The sequence below is a fragment of the Microbacterium sufflavum genome, from assembly GCF_023101165.1.
In the GTDB taxonomy this organism is placed as follows: Bacteria; Actinomycetota; Actinomycetes; order Actinomycetales; family Microbacteriaceae; genus Microbacterium; species Microbacterium sufflavum.
The window spans coordinates 3,500,841-3,518,360 of sequence record NZ_CP078076.1; the positions used below are offsets into that span (position 1 = coordinate 3,500,841).

Consider the following 17,520-nt stretch of genomic DNA (forward strand, 5'->3'; position numbering starts at 1 on the left):
CCGTCCGTTCGAGGCGCGTCAGGCGGGTCGCGCGGAGCTCTCCCGCAGGAGGATCTGCAACGGCAGCCGCACCACCGCGGGCGGGGCCTCCGGCTCCTCCAGCCGGCGCGCCAGCACCTGCACCGCGGCCCGGCCCAGCTCGATCATCGGCTGCCGGATCGTCGTCAGCGGGGGGACGGAGAGGGCGGCGGCATCGATGCCGTCGAACCCGGTCACGAGCACGTCGTCGGGCACGCGCACGCCCGCGCGGTGCAGCACGTCGACGACCCCCAGCGCCATCTGGTCGTTCGCCGCGATCACCGCGGACGGGGGTGCGCCGTCGCGCAGCAGCTCCTCGGCCGCGCGCCGCCCCGACGCCCGCGTGAAGTCGCCGCGCAGCAGCCGCAGCTCCTCAGTCGCCCGGCCCGACGCCGCCACGGCCGCCACCACGCCCTCGCGCCGCTGCTCCGCGTCGGGCGAGTCCGCGGGACCCGCGAGGAACGCGACCGCACCCTCCCCGACCTGCGCGAGAACGTGCCGCGTGAGCTCGCCCATCGCCTCGGCGTTGCTGACCGTGACATGGTCGTAGTCGTCGCCGCGCGGCGGACCGGACAGGACCACGACCGGGATGCGGCGCGCGAGCCGCGCCAGCACGTCGTCCGGCACGCTGCTCGCGAGCACCATGAGCCCGTCGACACGACCAGCCATGTCCCGCACGGTCGACCGGTCGGGGTCGTCGCGCCCCACGCCCACCATCAGCACGAAGCCCTGCTTCCACGCCTCCAGCTCGGCCCCGCGCAGCACCTCGTCCAGGAACAGCATCGAGGTGGCAGGGGCGCCGGGCTCGCCCTCGTCCTCCACCACCGTGAACGGCGGGGCCGCGGCTCCCGCACTCGACAGGACGTCGAGCGCGGGGGCGTCCTCCGCCGCGTCGAACCCCGGGAAGTACAGGCCCAGCACGCCCGTCCGGCGCTCGGCCAGCCCGCGCGCGCTCCCGCTCGGGACGTAGCCGAGAGCCGTGACCGCATCGAGCACCCGCTCGCGGGTCGCCGGTCGTACGGCATCGGGCGACCGCAGCACCCGCGACACGGTGGCGATCGAGACGCCCGCGTGCGCGGCGACGTCGTACACGGTCGCGGCCTTGCTCACGGCGGATCCCCCAGGGTCGAGTCGTCGGATCGGGTGTCAGGACAGCGTAGATCAGACCCGGCGGGCGATCAGCGCACCGTGCGGGCGCGTGCTCGCCTCCCCGGGCACGCGGGCGCGGGTCTCAGTCTCCTCGACCTCGAGCCCCGCGGCGGCGAGCAGCGGCGTGAGCGCCTCCGCCGACCAGAAGTACGCGGTCGTGATCGCGTGGTCGAACGGCGCGCGCGGCTCGCCGTCGAAGAAGCCCAGCAGCAGTCGTCCCCCTGGCGCGAGCACGCGCGCGAACTCGGCGAGCGCGGCGGGCACCTCGGTCGGCGGCGTGTGGATGAGCGAGTACCACGCGAGGACGCCGCCCAGCGACCCGGCGGGCTGCGGCAGCGCGAGGAAGGAGCCCTGGGTGACGTCGAGGCCGGGGTGCCGCGTGCGGGCCTCCGCGACGAACTCCGCCGACAGGTCGATGCCCGACACGTCGTGCCCCGCGTCGTGGAGGAACCGCGTCCACAGCCCGGGACCGCACCCGGCGTCGAGCAGGGCACCCGAGGTGGCTCGGCGCCAGCGATCGATCGTGTCGCGGTCGCGGGGGTCCAGCTGCTCCACCGTGCCGGCGATCGCGACGTACTCCGCGGCGCGGCGGTCGTAGGCGGCCGCGATGGCGTCGTGCGCCTCCGCCGGTGTCGTCACCGGGTGCCCCCCGAGCTCATCGGGTACGGGCGGCGAGGGCGGCCTGGTAGAGGTCGCGCGTGGAGAGGCCGGTCTGCGCCGCCACCTCGGCCGCGGCCTCCTTCAGGCGCGTGCCGTCCGCGACCAGGGCCTGCACCTGGGCCAGCGCGTCGTCGGCCGACACCGCGCGGCGGGGCGCGCCCTCGACCACGACCACGATCTCGCCCTTCACGCCGTCGGCGGCCCAGGCGGCGAGCTCGGCGGCGGTCCCGCGGCGCACCTCCTCGTACAGCTTCGTCAGCTCCCGGCACACCGCGATCCGGCGGTCCTCGCCGAACGCCGCCCCCATGTCGGCGAGCGTCGCGGCCAGGCGCGACGGCGACTCGAAGAACACCATGGTGCGCGGCTCCGCGGCGAGCGCCGTCAGGGTCGCCCGGCGCTCCCCCGGCTTGCGCGGCAGGAACCCCTCGAACGTGAAGCGGTCGGTCGGCAGACCCGAGATCGCCAGCGCCATGAGCACGGCGCTCGGACCGGGGATCGCGGTGACCGTGACCCCCTGCGCCACGGCCTCGGCCACGAGCCCGTAGCCCGGGTCGCTCACGGTCGGCATGCCCGCGTCGCTCATCACCACGACATCGGTGTCCGCGGCGAGGGCCGCCAGCTCCGCGGCCTTCTGCTTCTCGTTGTGGTCGTGCAGCGCGATCAGGCGCGGGCGGTTGGCGATCTGCAGCGCCTGCAGAAGCCGCTGCGTGGTGCGGGTGTCCTCCGCGACCACGACCTCCGCGTTCTCCAGCACCTCCACCAGACGCCGGGACGCGTCCCCGAGATTCCCGATGGGCGTGGCGGCGAGGATGATCACCCGCCCAGCTTAGGCGGGCGGGTGGCCATCCTGATCGCCGCGACGGCTCTCGCGATACCAGCGGATGACCATGGAGATCACGCCCACCACGAGCAGCACCCCGCAGGCGACGAAGAAGATCCGGAAAGCGACCTCGGTCGCAAGAGCGGCGTTGAGGAAAGCCAGGCCGGCGCAGAACAGAGTGGCGATCCACCCAGTGATCCGTGCCCCGCTGGGCCGCGCCTTCGTCGTCGGACTCTGATCCATGGGGGACCTCCTCTCCGTCTCGACAGGATGAGTCAACATGCGAAGTCCCCGGTGCTCGTGCGCTTCTCCTGCGCAATCTGTCCCAGATACGCCGCCCATGCGGCGACACTCCAGCCGGGACTGACGATCGTCACACCGATCGAACCGAAAAAGCCTCCGACAACTCTCCCGGCCTGCGCCCAACACGGACCGAGGTCGCGCGACGGCAGCGCGCGCCCCACGACCGCGACTTCGGAGACCGACGCCCCTCGCCCCATCGCCGCTTCAACGCTTGCTGACGCCGAAGGCGGGAAAACCAGGGCGGATGCGACGGCCAGAGCCGCGGCCGCGGTGAGTCTTGAGGAGAACCGAATGATCATGAACGCGTCCTATCTGTCCTCACACGTGGACAGTCTCACGCTACAGCGCCGGATACTCGACTGCTCTCGCTCCCGCCCTCGAACTCCTGGAATATCGGCATTCGTGCTCTGACGCGGCACGCGGCGAAACCGCGGCGAAGCGCACACTTCCGGGCACACGGAAGCGGGGTGTCTAGGCTGGAGCGGTGACCGCGCCCCAGCCCCTGCTGCCTCCCCCCGAGGCGCGGGCGACGCGGTACGAGCGGCTGCGCGACCGCGTGCTGCACGCCGCCGACTGGGGACGGGCCATCGGGTGGCTCGCACCGCTCGTGGTCACGGCACTCGCGGCGGTGCTGCGGCTCGTGAACGTCGGGCACCCCCACCAGCTGGCGTTCGACGAGACGTACTACGTCAAGGACGCCTGGTCGCTGTGGACCCTCGGCTACGAGGGCGTCTGGGGGCAGGGCGCCGACGAGGCCTTCCAGACCCTGCAGGAGCTGCCGCTCACGAACAAGGGCGCGTTCATCGTGCACCCGCCGCTGGGCAAGTGGCTCATCGCGCTCGGCATGGCCATCGGCGGCCCCGACAACAGCGCCGGCTGGCGGCTGGCCACGGCCCTGCTGGGTGCGGGCTCCGTGCTGCTGGTGTACCTGATCGCCCGCCGGCTGACCGGATCAGTGGTCGCGGCCACCGTGGCGGGCACCCTTCTCGCGATCGACGGACTGAGCATCGTGCTGAGCCGCATCGCGCTGCTCGACGGCATCCTCACCTTCTTCGTGCTGCTCGGCGTGCTGTTCGTGCTGCTCGACCGGCAACGCACCATCCCCCTCCTGGAGCGTCGCGACCCCGACGCCCCCGACCCGCTGTGGGGTCCGGTGCTGTGGCGCCGCCCGTGGCTCGTCGCCGCGGGTCTCGCGCTGGGGGCGGCGTGCGCCGTGAAGTGGTCGGGCCTGTACGTACTGGCCGGCTTCGGGCTGTACGTGGTGGTCACCGATGCGCTGGCCCGGCGCCGCGGCGGTGTGGTCGTGTGGCCCGCGTCCGCCGTGTTCCGCCAGGGGCCCGTGTCGTTCGTGCTGCTGGTGCTGCCGGCCGCGGCCGTGTACCTCGCGAGCTGGACCGGGTGGCTCGTGACCGACAAGGGTTACGACCGCGGCAGCGACGCGAACCCCCTGCTCGCGCTGTGGAACTACCACCAGGCGATGCTGGGCTTCCACGTGGGGCTCAGCCGCGGGCACCCCTACGCCAGCCCCGCGTGGGAGTGGCCGTTCCTGCTGAGACCGACCGCCGTCTGGGTCGACCCCGATCCGACCGCGTGCGGGGTCGACCACTGCATCGGCGTGATCTCCGCGATCCCCAACCCGCTGATCTGGTACGGCGGCGTCGCCGCGGGCGTGTACCTGCTGTACCGCCTGGTGCGCGCGTGGATCGCCCGTCAGCCGATCGAACCGGCGCTCACGCTGCCGCTCGTGGGGCTCGCCGTGACCTACCTGCCCTGGCTGATGTTCCCCGAGCGGACGATCTTCCAGTTCTACACGGTGGTCATGATGCCGTTCCTGGTGCTCGCGCTGACGATGACGCTGCGGATCATCGCCGGGACACGCGACGATCCGCTGCACCGGCGCCAGTCCGGACAGCGCACCGTGGTGGTGTTCCTGACCGTGGTCGTGCTCGTGTCGGCGTTCTTCCTGCCGCTGTGGCTGGGGATCAGCGTGCCGTACGACTTCTGGCGGCTGCACAACTGGCTGCCCGGCTGGATCTGAGCACGGGAGCCCCCGACGGCGAGGCCGGTGCTCAGCCGGCGTCGTCGGTGGCCACGTGCTCGACCAGCGGCAGCACGCGCCCCGACAGGTGCGTACGCATCGCGATGGACGACGCCGTGCGCGCCACCCCCGGCACGACGGCGACCCGGTCGAGCACCTCCTGCAGCTGCGTGGCATCGCGCGCGACCAGGCGCAGCTGCATGTCGCTCGCCCCCGTCACGGTGTGCATGTCCACGATCTCCGGCACCGCGTCCGCGAGCGCGGCGGCCACCTCGTCGTGCCCCACCTTCTGATCGATCTCGACCAGGCAGAACGCGACCATGCCGTATCCGAAGCCGGCCGGGTCGACGCGCGGCACGATCGCCTCGATCACCCCGCCCTCGTGCAGTCGCGCGAGCCGGCTGGTGGCGGTGCCGCGTGCGATGCCCAGCCGCCGCGCACACTCCAGGATGGGCAGCTGCGGCGACTCGGTGAGCAACCGGATCAGCGCGGCGTCCAGCCGGTCGATGCGCACGCCGCTACTCCCGCACCACGCCGGGACGGGACACACCACGGGTGAGCCGCGCCACCACCAGCAGCACGACCGTCAGCCCGAGGGTCAGCAGCAGCTGCGTGCGTGCCGCGGGGTCGATCATCGCGAGGGCGATCACCCCGGTGAGCAGGGCCAAGCACAGCCACGAGATCCACGGGAAGCCCCACATCCGCATCGGCATCGCCTCGCCGGCGCGGTCCGCCCGGCGCCGCAGCACGATCTGCGAGACCGCGGTCGCCGTCCAGATCACCAGCAGCGTCGAGCCCACCACGTTCAACAGGGCGGGGAGCACCACATCGGGGAACGCCCAGTTCAGCCCGACCGTGACGAACCCGAACGCGACCGACGCCAGCACCGCCAGGTACGGCACGCCCGTGAGGCTCGTGCGGGTGACCGCCAGCGGCGCCAGTCCGCGCTCCCCCAGCGAATACGCCATGCGGGAGGCGCCATAGATGTTGGCGTTCATGGCCGACAGCAGCGCGACCACGACGATGAGGTCCATCACCAGACCGACACCCGGCACATGGAGCGTGTCGAGCACCGCCGAGAACGGACCGGCCTCCACCGCGGGGTCGTCCCACGGCAGCACCGCGACGATCACGAAGATCGAGCCGACGTAGAAGATGAGGATGCGCACCAGCACCTCGCGCACGATGCGGCGGATGTTGCGCGCCGGGTCGTCGGACTCGGCCGCCGCGATCGCCACGACCTCGGTGCCGCCGAACGCGAACACCACGATCAGGAGCGCCGCCGCGATGCCGGTGATGCCGTTGGGTGCGAAGCCGCCCTCGTCCACGAGGTTCGACACACCCGTGGCCGGAACACCGGGGATGAGGCCGACGATCGCGCACACGCCGACCACGAGGAACGCGATGATCGCGGCGACCTTGATCGCCGCGAACCAGAACTCGAAGGTGCCGTAGTTGCGCACCCCGAACAGGTTCACCGCGGTGAGGGCGACCACGAACACCAGCACCCACACCCACGCGGGCACGCCGGGGATCCAGCCGGCCACGATGCCCGCCGCCCCGGTCGCCTCGGCCGCGATCACCACGATCAGCTGGATCCAGTAGAGCCAGCCGACCGCGCTGCCGGCGCTGCGCCCCATCGCCTTCTGGGCGTAGGAGCTGAACGCGCCGGAGCTGGGGCGTGCCGCGACCATCTCGGCCAGCATCGCCATGACCAGCACGACGATGCCGCCGGCGACCAGATACGAGATGAGGACCGCGGGACCGGCGATCCCGATCGCCTGGCCGGAGCCGACGAACAGCCCGGCGCCGATCGCGCCGCCGAGCCCCATCATGGAGATCTGGCGCCGGGTGAGCCCGGGATGCAGGCCCTTCGTGGTGGTGGTCGTGACCGGGACCTCGACGCTCACGCGGACACCCCCATCAGGTCGGAGTCGCGGTCGGAATCGTGCGCGGCGTCGCCGCCGGAGACCGCGGCGGCGAGGGCGGCCTCGACCCTGTCGATGTCGGCGGCGGAGCCGGACGAGATCCGGATGCCCTCGCCGGGGAAGGCGCGGGCGACGACACCCCCGGCGTGCAGGAGGGCGTCGAGCTCGGCGGTGCGCTCCCCCGACGGGACCCAGACGAAGTTGGCCTGTGACGGGACGGCGGGCCAGCCCGCGGCGGTGAGCACGGCGTACAGGCGCTCGCGCTGCGCGACCACCTCGTCGATGCGGATGGCCAGCTCCTCCTCCGCCGCGAGCGACGCGAGGGCGGCGGCCTGCGCCAGGTCGGTCACACCGAACGGCACGGCCACCTTGCGCTGCGCCTCGGCGATCTCGCGCGGGGCGATCGCATAGCCGATGCGCAGGCCGGCGAGACCATAGGCCTTGGAGAACGTGTGGAGCACCGCGACGTGCGGGTGGCGGCGGAACAGCTCGATGCCGGCGCCGCGGCTCGCCGTGCGATCGAAGTGCACGTACGCCTCGTCGATCACCACGAGCACGTCGCGCGGCACGGCGGCCACGAAGCGCTCGAGCGCGTCCGCGTCGACGACCGTGCCGGTGGGGTTGTTCGGGTTGCACACGAACACCAGTCGGGTGCGCGGGGTGATCGCGGCGAGCATCGCGTCGAGGTCGTGGCCGTGCTGCGCGTCGAGCGGAACGGGCACGGGCGTGGCCCCCGCGATGCGCACGAGCGAGGGGTACGCCTCGAATGACCGCCACGCGAACACGACCTCGTCACCCGCGCCGGCGACCGCGTGGATCAGCTGGGCCGCGATCTCCACCGATCCGGCTCCCACCGTGACCTCGTCGACGTCGACGCCGTAGCGCGCGGCGAGCGCCTGCCGCACGGCCGCGGCACTCATGTCGGGATAGCGGTGGATGCCGGCGACGCGCTCCTGGACGACCTGCACGACGGAGGGCAGGGGCGGATGCGGGGACTCGTTGGACGAGAGCTTCGAGGCACCGGCGGGGGCCGAGCGGCCCTGACGGTAGGCGGGGACGGCGTCGAGGCCGGGACGGGCGGAGAGGGGCATCGTCAGAGCATCCTTGCTGTGATCCGGGTGGTGTCGCGCCACCCTAGAACGCACGTCACCCCCTGGGCAATCGGTGCAGCGAATGGTGGGCATCGCGCGCAATCGAACGCCCGGCGTGCCGTCCACCCTGGGCAGATTGCCCAGTCGACTCCGGGAGCGGGTGGAGGGCGCCGCGCGGTACGCTCGCCGCATGGGACGCCCCTCCGGATTCGAGTACACGGTGCACGGCGACGAGGTCGAGATCCGTCATCGCGGCGTCCGCGCGACGGTCCTCCGCGGCCCGCGGGCACGGGACTTCCTCACGGAGGTCGAGAGCGGCGACCCGCAACTGCTGATGGCCCGCCTCACCGGCGACTACCGGCGGGGCAACGAGCGCGTGGCGCGGCGGCATCCGCGCAACCAGGGATGAGCGTCAGCGTTCCCTCGTGACCTCGGCGGGGTCGGCGGTGGGAAGCCGGCACACGAACGCCCGGCAGTCGTACAGGCGCTCGGGCGTCGCGGCCTTGCCCTCGAACAGCTCGAAGCCCGCCGCGGCGAACGCGGCGGCCTGGGCAGGCGACACCACCGCGAGCACGTCGGCGTCGGCGTCCCGCGCGGCGCGGGCGAGCGCCCCGTCGCGGTCGTCGGTCACGACCACGAGCTGACGGGGCGGTGCGACCAGCCCCGCGGCCACCCGGAGCAGGCTCCCGTGCGCGAACGGCTGACCGAGCGCACGCGCCGCCAGCATCCGCACCCGGGCGACCGCCTCCTCGCGGTACCGGTCCCCCGCACCGAGCCGCCACGCCGCCAGCGCAGCGCCCGCCACCGCCGCCGCGTCGGAGGGGAGGTCGCCGTCGGTGTGGTCGGGCGAGGTCGCGATGCCCTGCGCCGCAAGCAGCGGGTCGGCGCCGGCGGCACCGTCGAGGGCCGGGTCGAGCAGCCGCAGCGCCGTGACCGCCCACTCGGCCTCCCCGGTCGCGGCGGCGAGGCCCAGCAACCCCTCAGCGAACAGCGCGAGGTCGGCCGCGGTCGCCGGGGCTGCCGAGGCGCGGTCGTCGAGCGACGCCCGGGCGAGCGCGCCGTCGTCGCCGCGGTTGACGCGCAGCACATGATCGGCCGCCGCGGCCGCCGCCTCGACCCAGTCGGGCTTGCCGAGAGCCATCCCCGCCCTGGCCAGCGCCCCGACCGCGAGGCCGTTCCAGCCCGTGATGACCTTGCCGTCCACCGCGGGAGGCTCCAGCTCGCCGCGCGCGGACACCGGGCGCTGGTAGTACCCGCCCTCGCTGCGCACCCCGTCGATCCACGACTCCGAGTCCTGCGCAGCCCCGAAGCCGCCGCCGTCGCGTCGCAGCACGCCCAGGAGGAAGCCGGCGATGCCGCGGGCGGTGCCCGTATCCCCCTCGTCCAGCGCGACCTCCAGCAGCTGCGCGTTGTCGGTGAGCATGCGCTCGTAGTGCGGCACCGTCCAGTCCCGCTGCGTGGCGTAGCGGAAGAAGCCGCCGTCCTCGTCGCGCAGGTCGGAGCCGGACATGGCCGCGAGCGCCCGCGTGGCCGCTGCCCCGGCGTCGGGAGAACCCGCCCGCACCAGCGGATGCTGCAGCAGCCGCAGCGTGGTCGCCACCGGGAACTTCGGCGCCCCGCCGAAGCCTCCGAACAGCCGGTCCTCCCTGGCCGCGATCCCCTCGGCGGCGGTGACGATCGCCGCCGCGTCGGGCAGGTCGGACGGCGCGGACTCGGCCGCCCTGGCGAGGGCCTCGGTCACCGCGTCCGCCGACTCCTCCGCCTGCGCGCGCCGCACCGTCCACGCCTCCCGCACGGCCGCGAGCACCTCGCGGAACGCGGGCATCGGCGGCCGGGGCTCGGGCGGCCAGTAGGTGCCGGCGAAGAACGCGCGGCCACCCGGCGTCGTGAACACCGTGAGCGGCCAGCCGAGGTTCTGCGTGAACGCCGACGCCGCGGCCATGTACGCCGCATCGACGTGCGGGTGCTCCTCGCGGTCGACCTTGACCGCCACGAAGCCCTCGTCGATCAGCGCGGCCGTGACGGGATCGGAGAACGACTCGCGGGCCATCACGTGACACCAGTGGCACGTGGAGTAGCCGATCGAGATCAGCAGCGGCACGTCCCGCCGTCGCGCCTCCGCGAACGCCTCCTCGCCCCACGGATACCAGTCGACTGGATTCTCGGCGTGCGACCGGAGGTAGGGGCTGAGGGTGTCCGCGAGCCGGTTGGTCATGCCGTCCACGCTACGCCGCGCGGCGGCACGGCGGGCTGCGCCGGTGAGCACGGATCGCGGCTCCCCCGCGAACGCCCCGCGTCGCGAGCGGCGACACGGGGCGTCCGGGTGCGGGGGTGGTGGTCGGTCGGCGCGACCGGTCCGTTGCGTGACCGGTCGATCGGGCCGGCTCCCGGGGGGCGGGGGTTCCCGTCAGTTGACCTCGTCGGGGTGCGAGCCGACACGACCCGAACCGTCGAGCGGGTCGAGGGCGTCGATCGCGGCGATCTCCGCGTCGGTCAGCTCGAAGCCGAACACGTCGAGGTTCTCGCGCAGACGCTCGGGGCGCACCGACTTCGGGAAGACGATGATCCCCTTCTGCAGGTGCCAGCGCAGCACCGCCTGCGCCGGGGTGACGCCGTGGGCCGCGGCCGCGTCGGCGACCGCCGGGATACCGAACAGGTCGTACTTGCCCTGACCGAGCGGACCCCACGCCTCGATGCGCACGTCGTTCGCGTCGGCCCACGTGACCTCCTCGCGACGCTGGTAGGCCGGGTGCAGTTCGATCTGGTTCACGGCCGGGACGACGCCGGTCTCCTTCACGGTGCGCTCCAGGTGCGGCACGAGGAAGTTCGAGACGCCGATGCTGCGGGTCAGTCCGGCCTCGCGCAGCTCGATGAGCTTCGCGAACGCGTGCACGTAGTCGTCCTTCGCCGGGGTGGGCCAGTGCACGAGGTACAGGTCGACCCGGTCGAGCCCGAGCTTCTCGAGGCTCTCGCCGATCGCCGCACGCGGCTCGTCGTCGTGGTGGCGGTCGTTCCAGAGCTTGGTGGTGATGAACAGCTCGTCGCGCGGGATGCCGGAGGCGGCGATCGCGGCGCCCACGCCCTCCTCGTTGCCGTAGATCGCGGCGGTGTCGATGTGGCGGTAGCCGATCTCCAGCGCTTCGCTCACCGCGCGCTCGGTCTCGGCCGGCGGCACCTTGAAGACGCCGTAGCCCAGCTGCGGGATGGAGTTGCCGTCGTTGAGTTCGAGAGAGGGAATGGTGGTCATGGGTCCAGCCTATGACCTGTGATGACAGGTGTGGCGGGATCGTGTCTTTCCGTGTCGGCGGAGGCACCGCGTCGGTCGACCGGCACCGAGGCCATGGCCTGCGCCGCCCGACCCACGAGGCGCTCGAGGGGTCCGCGGCCGAAGAGGATCGACCACAGCGTCGCGGCCACCACGAGTGCGACCGCCGTGAGGAGCCAGAAGGCCGTGCTCTGCACGAAGCCGCCGGGGCCGACCAGCACCACGATCGACACCACGTGCACCGTGTATGCCGTGAGCGGCATGGAGCCGAGCGCCGCGAGCGGCAGGAACACCCACCGCAGCGGCCGGCTCAGCAGCAGGCACAGCGCGACCACCGCGAGCGCGAAGCCCCCGGAGCCGAGGATCTCGGCCGTGCCCCCGGAGTGCGGTTCCACGCCGAAGAACGCCGACAGCACCGACCGCAGCGGGTCCAGCCCCGCGAGCGCCGCGGGGTACGCGTCCCACCCGGAGCCGAATCCGAAGCCGCCGTCGCCGGAGCCGATGCCACCGTCCTCGCCCCCGACTCCGGCCGCCTGGCCGACCGCGCCGAGCCCGTATCCGATGACCGCGAGCAGCACGCCGACAGCGAGCGCGACGACCGCCGTGCGGAGTCGCTCCACGTGCAGCCGGCCGAGCGCGAGGCCGCCCAGCACGAATGCGAGCCACGCCGTCAGCGGGTACACGCCGTACAGCGCGAAGCCGAGCCCTGCGCCGTAGGGCTCCAGCGCGAGCGCGCTCAGCAGCGCGAGCGCGGCGGGGGCCACGAGCGCGAGCACCCCGGCCGCGAGGAGCAGCTGCCACGCCCGCCACCGCAGGAACGGGATCACCGCGACGTAGAGCAGCCCGTAGAGCGTGAGGATCACCGCGATGGGCGTGTTCAGCATCTCGAGCGCGAGACCGATCAGGAAGATCGCCGCACCCCGGCCCACCAGGTTCAGGCGCAGCGTCGGCATGCGCTCGGGAGCGGGCAGCGTGCTGCGCCCCGTCATCAGCGCGATCGACACCCCGGCGAGCAGAGCGAACAGGATCGAGGAGCGGCCGTTCACCAGGTCGGTCCAGGTGGACGGGTCGCCCCACGCGAACGGCCGGAGCTCGCCGACGTGGGCGGCGGCCATGCCCAGGATCGCGAGGGCCCTGGCCACGTCGAGGCCGAGGATGCGCGGGGGCCGGCCGAAGTCCCGGAACCAGCGGGTGGGCGCGAGGGGGGAGGTCACGAGTTGATCGTAGGGCGCGCATCCCGGCATACGATGGAGGGCTATGTCCTCCCCCGTGATCTCCTATCCCCCGGAGCTGCCCGTCAGCGCCGCGCGGGAGGAGATCGCCGACGCCGTGCGCGACCACCAGGTCGTGATCGTCGCGGGCGCGACCGGTTCGGGCAAGACCACCCAGCTGCCCAAGATCGCGCTCGAACTCGGGCGCGAGCGCATCGCCCACACGCAGCCGCGTCGCCTGGCCGCCCGCACGATCGCAGAGCGCGTCGCGGAGGAGCTGCACGTCGAGCTCGGCACGCTCGTGGGCTACAAGGTGCGCTTCACCGACAAGGTCTCCGATGCCACGCGCATCGCGCTGATGACCGACGGGATCCTGCTCAACGAGATCCACCGCGACCGGCTGCTCACGCGCTACGACACGATCATCATCGACGAGGCGCACGAGCGCTCCCTCAACGTCGACTTCCTGCTCGGCTACCTCGCCCGCATCCTCCCGGAGCGCCCCGACCTCAAGGTGATCATCACCTCGGCGACCATCGACCCGGAGAGCTTCGCGCGGCACTTCGCCGCCGCCGACGGCACCCCCGCCCCGATCATCGAGGTCTCCGGCCGCACGTACCCGGTGGAGGTCCGCTACCGGCCCCTCGTGGACGACGCGGACGAGGACGCATCGGCATCCGGCGACCCGGAGGACGAGGTGTCCGCGATCGTCGCGGCCCTGCGCGAGCTGGACCGTGAAGCCCCCGGCGACGTGCTGGTGTTCCTGCCCGGCGAGGCCGAGATCCGTGATGCGGCCGATGCGGTGCGCGGCGCCTACGGGAAGGACCGCTCCCCCACCGAGGTGCTGCCGCTGTTCGGACGGCTCTCGGCGGCTGAACAGCACCGGGTGTTCGAGCGCAGTCGCGTGGCGGGTGTGCGACGGCGGGTCGTGCTCGCCACGAACGTCGCCGAGACCAGCCTCACCGTGCCGGGCATCAAGTACGTGATCGACACCGGCACCGCCCGCATCTCCCGGTACAGCAACCGCTCCAAGGTGCAGCGCCTGCCGATCGAGGCGATCTCCCAGGCCTCCGCGAACCAGCGCTCGGGGCGCGCCGGCCGCACGAGCGAGGGCATCGCGATCCGCCTCTATTCGGAGGAGGACTACGACCGGCGCCCGGAGTACACCGAGCCGGAGATCCTGCGCACCTCGCTCGCCTCGGTCATCCTGCAGATGCTGTCGCTGGGGTTCGGCGACATCGAGGCGTTCCCGTTCCTCACCCCGCCCGACTCCCGCGGCGTGAAGGCCGCGTTCGACCTGCTCACCGAGCTGGGCGCGGTCGAGCCGTCGCGGCGGGACGGCTCGACGCATCTCACGCGCGTGGGCCGCGACATCGCCCGCATGCCGATCGATCCGCGGTTCGCGCGCATGCTCCTCGAGGCGGGACGCGACCGCAGCGGCGCCGTCCTGCGCGACGTGCTCGCGATCGTCGCCGGACTCACGATCCAGGATGTGCGGGAGCGGCCGGAGGAGCGCCGCGAGGAGGCCGACCGCCTGCACGCGCGCTTCGCCGACCCCACGAGCGACTTCCTGACCCTGCTGAACCTGTGGAACCACCTGCGCGAGCAGCAGCGCGAGCTGGGGTCGAGCGCGTTCCGCCGGCTGTGCCGCGCCGAGCACCTCAACTACGTGCGCGTGCGCGAATGGTTCGACGTGCACCGCCAGCTGCGCACGCTCGGCAAGAACCCGGAGCGCGGCGCGGAGGCGGGTGGCGCGGCCGACCCCGACGCGATCCACCGCGCCCTGCTGTCTGGTCTGCTGTCGCAGATCGGCATCCTCGACGAGCGCACCGCCCCGGCCAGCAAGAGCCACTCCCCCGCGAAGGACCCGAAGCGCCGGGTGACCGAGTACCGCGGGGCCCGCGGCATCCGGTTCTCGATCTTCCCCGGCTCGGCGCTGCGCAAGAAGAGCCCGCGGGCGGTGATGGCGGCGGAGATCGTGGAGACCTCCCGCACCTTCGCCCGCACGGTCGCCCAGATCGACCCCGCGTGGGCCGAGCCGCTGGCCGGTGACCTCGCGAAGCGTCAGGTCACGGAGCCGCACTGGTCGAAGGATGCCGGCGCCGCCGTCGCCTTCGAGAAGGTGACGCTGTTCGGGGTGGAGATCATCCCCCGCCGCCGCGTGCAGTTCGCCCGCATCGACCGAGCCGCGTCGCGCGAGCTGTTCGTGCGGCACGCGCTCGTGGAGGGCGAGTGGGATCCGTCGCGCATCGACAAGCGGGTGAGCGCGTTCTGGCGCAGCAACGCCGAGCTGCGCCGCCGCCTGGAGAAGCTGGAGGAGCGGGAGCGCCGCCGCGACATCCTCGCCGGCGACGAGGCCGTGTTCCGCTTCTACGACGAGCGCATCCCCGCCGACGTGTTCGATGTGCGCTCGTTCGAGAAGTGGTGGCGCGAGGCGCTCACGACCGCGCCGAAGCTGCTCGTGATGCGCGAGAGCGACCTGGTCGACGAGGCCGACCGCGCCGACCAGCGCGAGTTCCCCACGCGGTGGACGCAGGGCGACCAGGTGCTGGGGCTCGCCTACCGCTTCGAGCCCGGAGCCCCCGACGATGGCGTGAGCGTGGTGCTGCCCCTGCCGCTGCTCGCGCAGATCGAGGACCGCGGCTTCGACTGGCAGGTGCCGGGTCTGCGCGCCGAGCTCGTCACGGGACTGCTGCGCGCGCTGCCCAAGGCCATCCGCCGCCACGTGGTGCCCGCCGCCGACTGGGCGGAGAAGTTCGGCGCCGAGCTGGCCGACCAGGGCCCGGAGTCGCACGAGGGCCTTCCCCCGCGCACGCTCAAGGAGGCACTGGCCCGCCTCATCCAGCCTCTCGCGAACCAGCTCGTGTCGGCCGCGGACTTCGAGGACGACCGCGTGCCCGCGCACCTGCGCATGAACTTCCGCGCCGTGGACGAACGCGGCCGCGTGGTCGGCTCGGGGCGCGACCTCCGGGCGCTGCAGACCGAGCTGTCGGACCGCGCCCGCAGCAGCGTCGCCCGCTCCATCGCGGCGCCGTCACGACGCGCGAGCCCGACCGCGGCGGCGGGCGCCGAGCGCGTCGCGGCCGCCCCGGTGGAGCAGACCGGGCTGACCGCGTGGACCTTCGGCGACCTGCCCGAGGTGCTCGACACCCGGGTCGCCGGCGGCGTCGTGCGCGGCTACCCGGCGATCGTCGACGCGGGCAAGAGCGTCTCCGTACGCGTGGAGGCGACCGCGGAGGCCGCCGCGACCGCGACCAGGGACGGCGTGCTCCGGCTGGTGCTGCTCACGGTGCCCTCGCCGTCGTCGTACGTGCAGGAGCATCTGACGAGCCAGGAGAAGCTGGCGCTCGCGGCGTCGCCGTATCCCTCCGCCGCGGCGCTGATCGAAGACGCCAGGGCCGCGGTCGCCCGCCGCGTGATCGACGCGTCGACCGGAGGGCCGGACGGCGCCGGTCGCGGGATCGTGCGCACGGAGGCCGCGTTCGCCCGCGTCCGGGAGGCGGTGTCGGCGGTGCTCGTGGACGAGCTGTTCGCCGCCGTGTCCCTGGTGGCGCGGATCCTGGTCAAGGCGCGCGAGGTCGAGCGGGGCATCAAGGCGCAGAACTCCCTGGCGCTGCTCGGACCGCTGAACGACATCCGCACGCAGCTGAGCGGTCTGCTGCACCCCGGGTTCGTGTCGGCGGCGGGCATCGACCGGCTCGCGCACTACCCCCGCTACCTCGACGGCATGCTCGACCGCCTGAAGACGCTGGCGAACGAGCCGGGCAAGGACCGGGCGCGGCTGACCGAGTTCGAGCGCATGGCGACCGCGTTCACCGAGGCGGGCGGCACGATCCCGCTGCCGCCCGACGCGCCGCCGACGCTGGTGGAGGTGCGGTGGCTGCTGGAGGAGTACCGCGTGAGCGTGTTCGCGCAGCGCCTCGGCACCGCGCAGCCGGTCTCGCCGCAGCGGATCATGAAGGCGCTGTCCGGGCGCTGATCCTGCCCCGGCGCTGATCCTGCCCCGGCGCTGATCCGGTCCGGGCGCTGATCCTGTCCGGGCGCCGACGGTGTCCTCCCCGGGTAGCCTGGGGACATGGCCAGCGCGATCGTCTACACCGAGTTCGGCTCCCCCGATGTCCTGCACCTGATGGAGGTGCCCGATCCAGTCGCCGTGCGCGGCGAGGCCGTGGTGCGCATCGAGGCCGCCGGCGCGAACCCCATCGACGCGAAGCTGCGCAGCGGCAAGCGTCCGTCACCGCCGATCACCGAACCGCGGGGCGTCGGCTTCGACGGCGCGGGCGTGGTGGAGGTGCTCGGCGAGGGCGTCGACGGGCTGGAGGTGGGCGACCGCGTCGCGATCCGTGACACGGTCGGCACGTACGCCTCGGCGCTCGCGGTCGAGGCCGACAAGCTGGTGAAGCTCCCCGACGCGGTGACCGCTGCCGAGGGCGCCGCGATCGGCATCCCCGCCGGCACCGCGTATCAGGCGCTGCGCTCGCTCGGCGTGACCGCGGGCGACGTGCTCCTGGTGCACGGCGGCTCCGGCTCGGTGGGTCAGGCGGCGGTGCAGTTCGCGGTGGCCGGCGGCGCGACCGTGATCGCCACCGCGAGCCCCGCCCGGCACGAGCAGCTGCGCGAGCTCGGTGCCATCCCCGTCGCATACGGAGACGGCCTGCTCGACCGCGTGCGCGCGGCCGCTCCGTCGCCCGTCACGGTGGCGCTCGACTGCGCGGGCACGGACGAGGCCATCGAGACCTCGCTCGCCCTGGTGCCCGATCGCGACCGCATCGCCACGATCGTGCGAGGCCCCGACGCGGCCGACTTCGGCATCCGCGCGTTCTCGGGCGGCTCCCCCGTCCCGCTCACGGAGCAGGAGCTCGCCTGGCGCGCCGAGGCCCTGGAGAAGACCGTGGAGCTGCTGGCGGCGGGCGACTTCACGATCGAGCTCGGCCCGGAGCTCCCGCTCGCCGAGGCGGCGCGGGCCCATGAGCTCATGGAATCCGGCGCCGCCTCGGGCAAGATCATCCTGGTGCCGTAGCCATCATCCTGGTGCCG

General features: G+C 73.2%; 15 protein-coding genes. 4 read left to right on the forward strand and 11 right to left on the reverse strand.

Annotation, left to right across the window (positions count from 1 at the left end):
• Window positions 1–18 precede the first annotated feature (18 nt).
• The 5 genes from KV394_RS16995 to KV394_RS17015 are packed head-to-tail and all read right to left on the reverse strand — an operon-like array spanning window position 19 to window position 3,249.
• A complete protein-coding gene (locus tag KV394_RS16995; protein ID WP_247639076.1) occupies window positions 19–1,128 on the reverse strand; it encodes a LacI family DNA-binding transcriptional regulator in 1,110 nt (369 codons plus the stop codon).
• Window positions 1,129–1,179: 51 nt separating this feature from the next.
• Window positions 1,180–1,806, reverse strand: coding sequence for a class I SAM-dependent methyltransferase (locus KV394_RS17000; protein ID WP_247981967.1), 627 nt, complete (start codon window positions 1,804–1,806; stop codon window positions 1,180–1,182).
• 16 nt (window positions 1,807–1,822) lie between these two features.
• Window positions 1,823–2,644 carry a 16S rRNA (cytidine(1402)-2'-O)-methyltransferase gene (rsmI, locus tag KV394_RS17005; RefSeq protein ID WP_206253074.1) on the reverse strand — a complete coding sequence of 274 codons (822 nt, stop codon included), beginning with the start codon at window positions 2,642–2,644 and terminating at the stop codon, window positions 1,823–1,825.
• Window positions 2,645–2,653: 9 nt separating this feature from the next.
• Entirely contained in the window at window positions 2,654–2,890 is a 237-nt protein-coding gene (locus KV394_RS17010; protein ID WP_136045276.1) for a hypothetical protein, read from the reverse strand.
• A gap of 32 nt (window positions 2,891–2,922) precedes the next feature.
• Window positions 2,923–3,249 (reverse strand): hypothetical protein, encoded by a 327-nt coding sequence (locus KV394_RS17015; protein ID WP_136045277.1) that lies wholly within the window; start codon window positions 3,247–3,249, stop codon window positions 2,923–2,925.
• A gap of 185 nt (window positions 3,250–3,434) precedes the next feature.
• Here KV394_RS17015 and KV394_RS17020 point away from each other — a divergent pair, with 185 nt between their 5' ends.
• Window positions 3,435–4,988 carry a dolichyl-phosphate-mannose--protein mannosyltransferase gene (locus tag KV394_RS17020; RefSeq protein WP_247981968.1) on the forward strand — a complete coding sequence of 518 codons (1,554 nt, stop codon included), beginning with the start codon at window positions 3,435–3,437 and terminating at the stop codon, window positions 4,986–4,988.
• Between the two features lie 31 nt (window positions 4,989–5,019).
• Here KV394_RS17020 and KV394_RS17025 read toward each other — a convergent pair whose 3' ends face one another.
• The 3 genes from KV394_RS17025 to hisC are packed head-to-tail and all read right to left on the reverse strand — an operon-like array spanning window position 5,020 to window position 8,007.
• Complete coding sequence (locus KV394_RS17025; RefSeq protein ID WP_136028578.1) at window positions 5,020–5,502, reverse strand: Lrp/AsnC family transcriptional regulator; 483 nt, start codon at window positions 5,500–5,502, stop codon at window positions 5,020–5,022.
• Window positions 5,503–5,506: 4 nt separating this feature from the next.
• Entirely contained in the window at window positions 5,507–6,898 is a 1,392-nt protein-coding gene (locus KV394_RS17030; protein WP_247981969.1) for an amino acid permease, read from the reverse strand.
• Complete coding sequence (gene hisC, locus KV394_RS17035; protein WP_247981970.1) at window positions 6,895–8,007, reverse strand: histidinol-phosphate transaminase; 1,113 nt, start codon at window positions 8,005–8,007, stop codon at window positions 6,895–6,897. Before hisC ends, KV394_RS17030 begins: the two co-directional genes overlap by 4 nt.
• A 190-nt stretch (window positions 8,008–8,197) precedes the next feature.
• Between hisC and KV394_RS17040 the strand changes: the two genes are divergently transcribed.
• Window positions 8,198–8,416, forward strand: coding sequence for a hypothetical protein (locus KV394_RS17040; RefSeq protein WP_247981971.1), 219 nt, complete (start codon window positions 8,198–8,200; stop codon window positions 8,414–8,416).
• A 3-nt stretch (window positions 8,417–8,419) separates the two neighbouring features.
• Here the strand turns inward: KV394_RS17040 and KV394_RS17045 are convergent, their stop codons facing one another.
• The 3 genes from KV394_RS17045 to KV394_RS17055 all read right to left on the reverse strand — a co-directional run bounded on the left by KV394_RS17045 (window position 8,420) and on the right by KV394_RS17055 (window position 12,486).
• Window positions 8,420–10,222, reverse strand: coding sequence for a thioredoxin domain-containing protein (locus tag KV394_RS17045; protein WP_247981972.1), 1,803 nt, complete (start codon window positions 10,220–10,222; stop codon window positions 8,420–8,422).
• A gap of 192 nt (window positions 10,223–10,414) precedes the next feature.
• Window positions 10,415–11,254: an aldo/keto reductase gene (locus KV394_RS17050; protein WP_247981973.1), complete on the reverse strand. Its 840-nt coding sequence runs from the start codon at window positions 11,252–11,254 to the stop codon at window positions 10,415–10,417.
• On the reverse strand, window positions 11,251–12,486 hold the full coding sequence (locus KV394_RS17055; RefSeq protein WP_247981974.1) for a heparan-alpha-glucosaminide N-acetyltransferase domain-containing protein: 1,236 nt from the start codon (window positions 12,484–12,486) through the stop codon (window positions 11,251–11,253). Before KV394_RS17055 ends, KV394_RS17050 begins: the two co-directional genes overlap by 4 nt.
• Before the next feature lie 43 nt (window positions 12,487–12,529).
• Between KV394_RS17055 and hrpA the strand changes: the two genes are divergently transcribed.
• Together hrpA and KV394_RS17065 are read left to right on the forward strand one after the other, a co-directional pair.
• The gene (gene hrpA, locus KV394_RS17060) at window positions 12,530–16,462 is read left to right on the forward strand and encodes an ATP-dependent RNA helicase HrpA (RefSeq protein ID WP_247981975.1); all 3,933 of its coding nucleotides are present in this window, start codon (window positions 12,530–12,532) and stop codon (window positions 16,460–16,462) included.
• Window positions 16,463–16,558: 96 nt separating this feature from the next.
• Entirely contained in the window at window positions 16,559–17,503 is a 945-nt protein-coding gene (locus KV394_RS17065; RefSeq protein ID WP_247981976.1) for a quinone oxidoreductase family protein, read from the forward strand.
• Window positions 17,504–17,520: the final 17 nt, after the last annotated feature.

Bases quoted from the DNA above. Each gene is read 5' to 3' on its own strand.
- KV394_RS17065 (WP_247981976.1), top strand. From the start codon at position 16,559: ATGGCCAGCGCGATCGTCTACACCGAGTTCGGCTCCCCCGATGTCCTG.
- KV394_RS17045 (WP_247981972.1), bottom strand. From the start codon at position 10,222: ATGACCAACCGGCTCGCGGACACCCTCAGCCCCTACCTCCGGTCGCAC.
- KV394_RS17040 (WP_247981971.1), top strand. From the start codon at position 8,198: ATGGGACGCCCCTCCGGATTCGAGTACACGGTGCACGGCGACGAGGTC.
- hrpA (WP_247981975.1), top strand. From the start codon at position 12,530: ATGTCCTCCCCCGTGATCTCCTATCCCCCGGAGCTGCCCGTCAGCGCC.
- KV394_RS17015 (WP_136045277.1), bottom strand. From the start codon at position 3,249: ATGATCATTCGGTTCTCCTCAAGACTCACCGCGGCCGCGGCTCTGGCC.
- KV394_RS17050 (WP_247981973.1), bottom strand. From the start codon at position 11,254: ATGACCACCATTCCCTCTCTCGAACTCAACGACGGCAACTCCATCCCG.
- KV394_RS17010 (WP_136045276.1), bottom strand. From the start codon at position 2,890: ATGGATCAGAGTCCGACGACGAAGGCGCGGCCCAGCGGGGCACGGATC.
- hisC (WP_247981970.1), bottom strand. From the start codon at position 8,007: ATGCCCCTCTCCGCCCGTCCCGGCCTCGACGCCGTCCCCGCCTACCGT.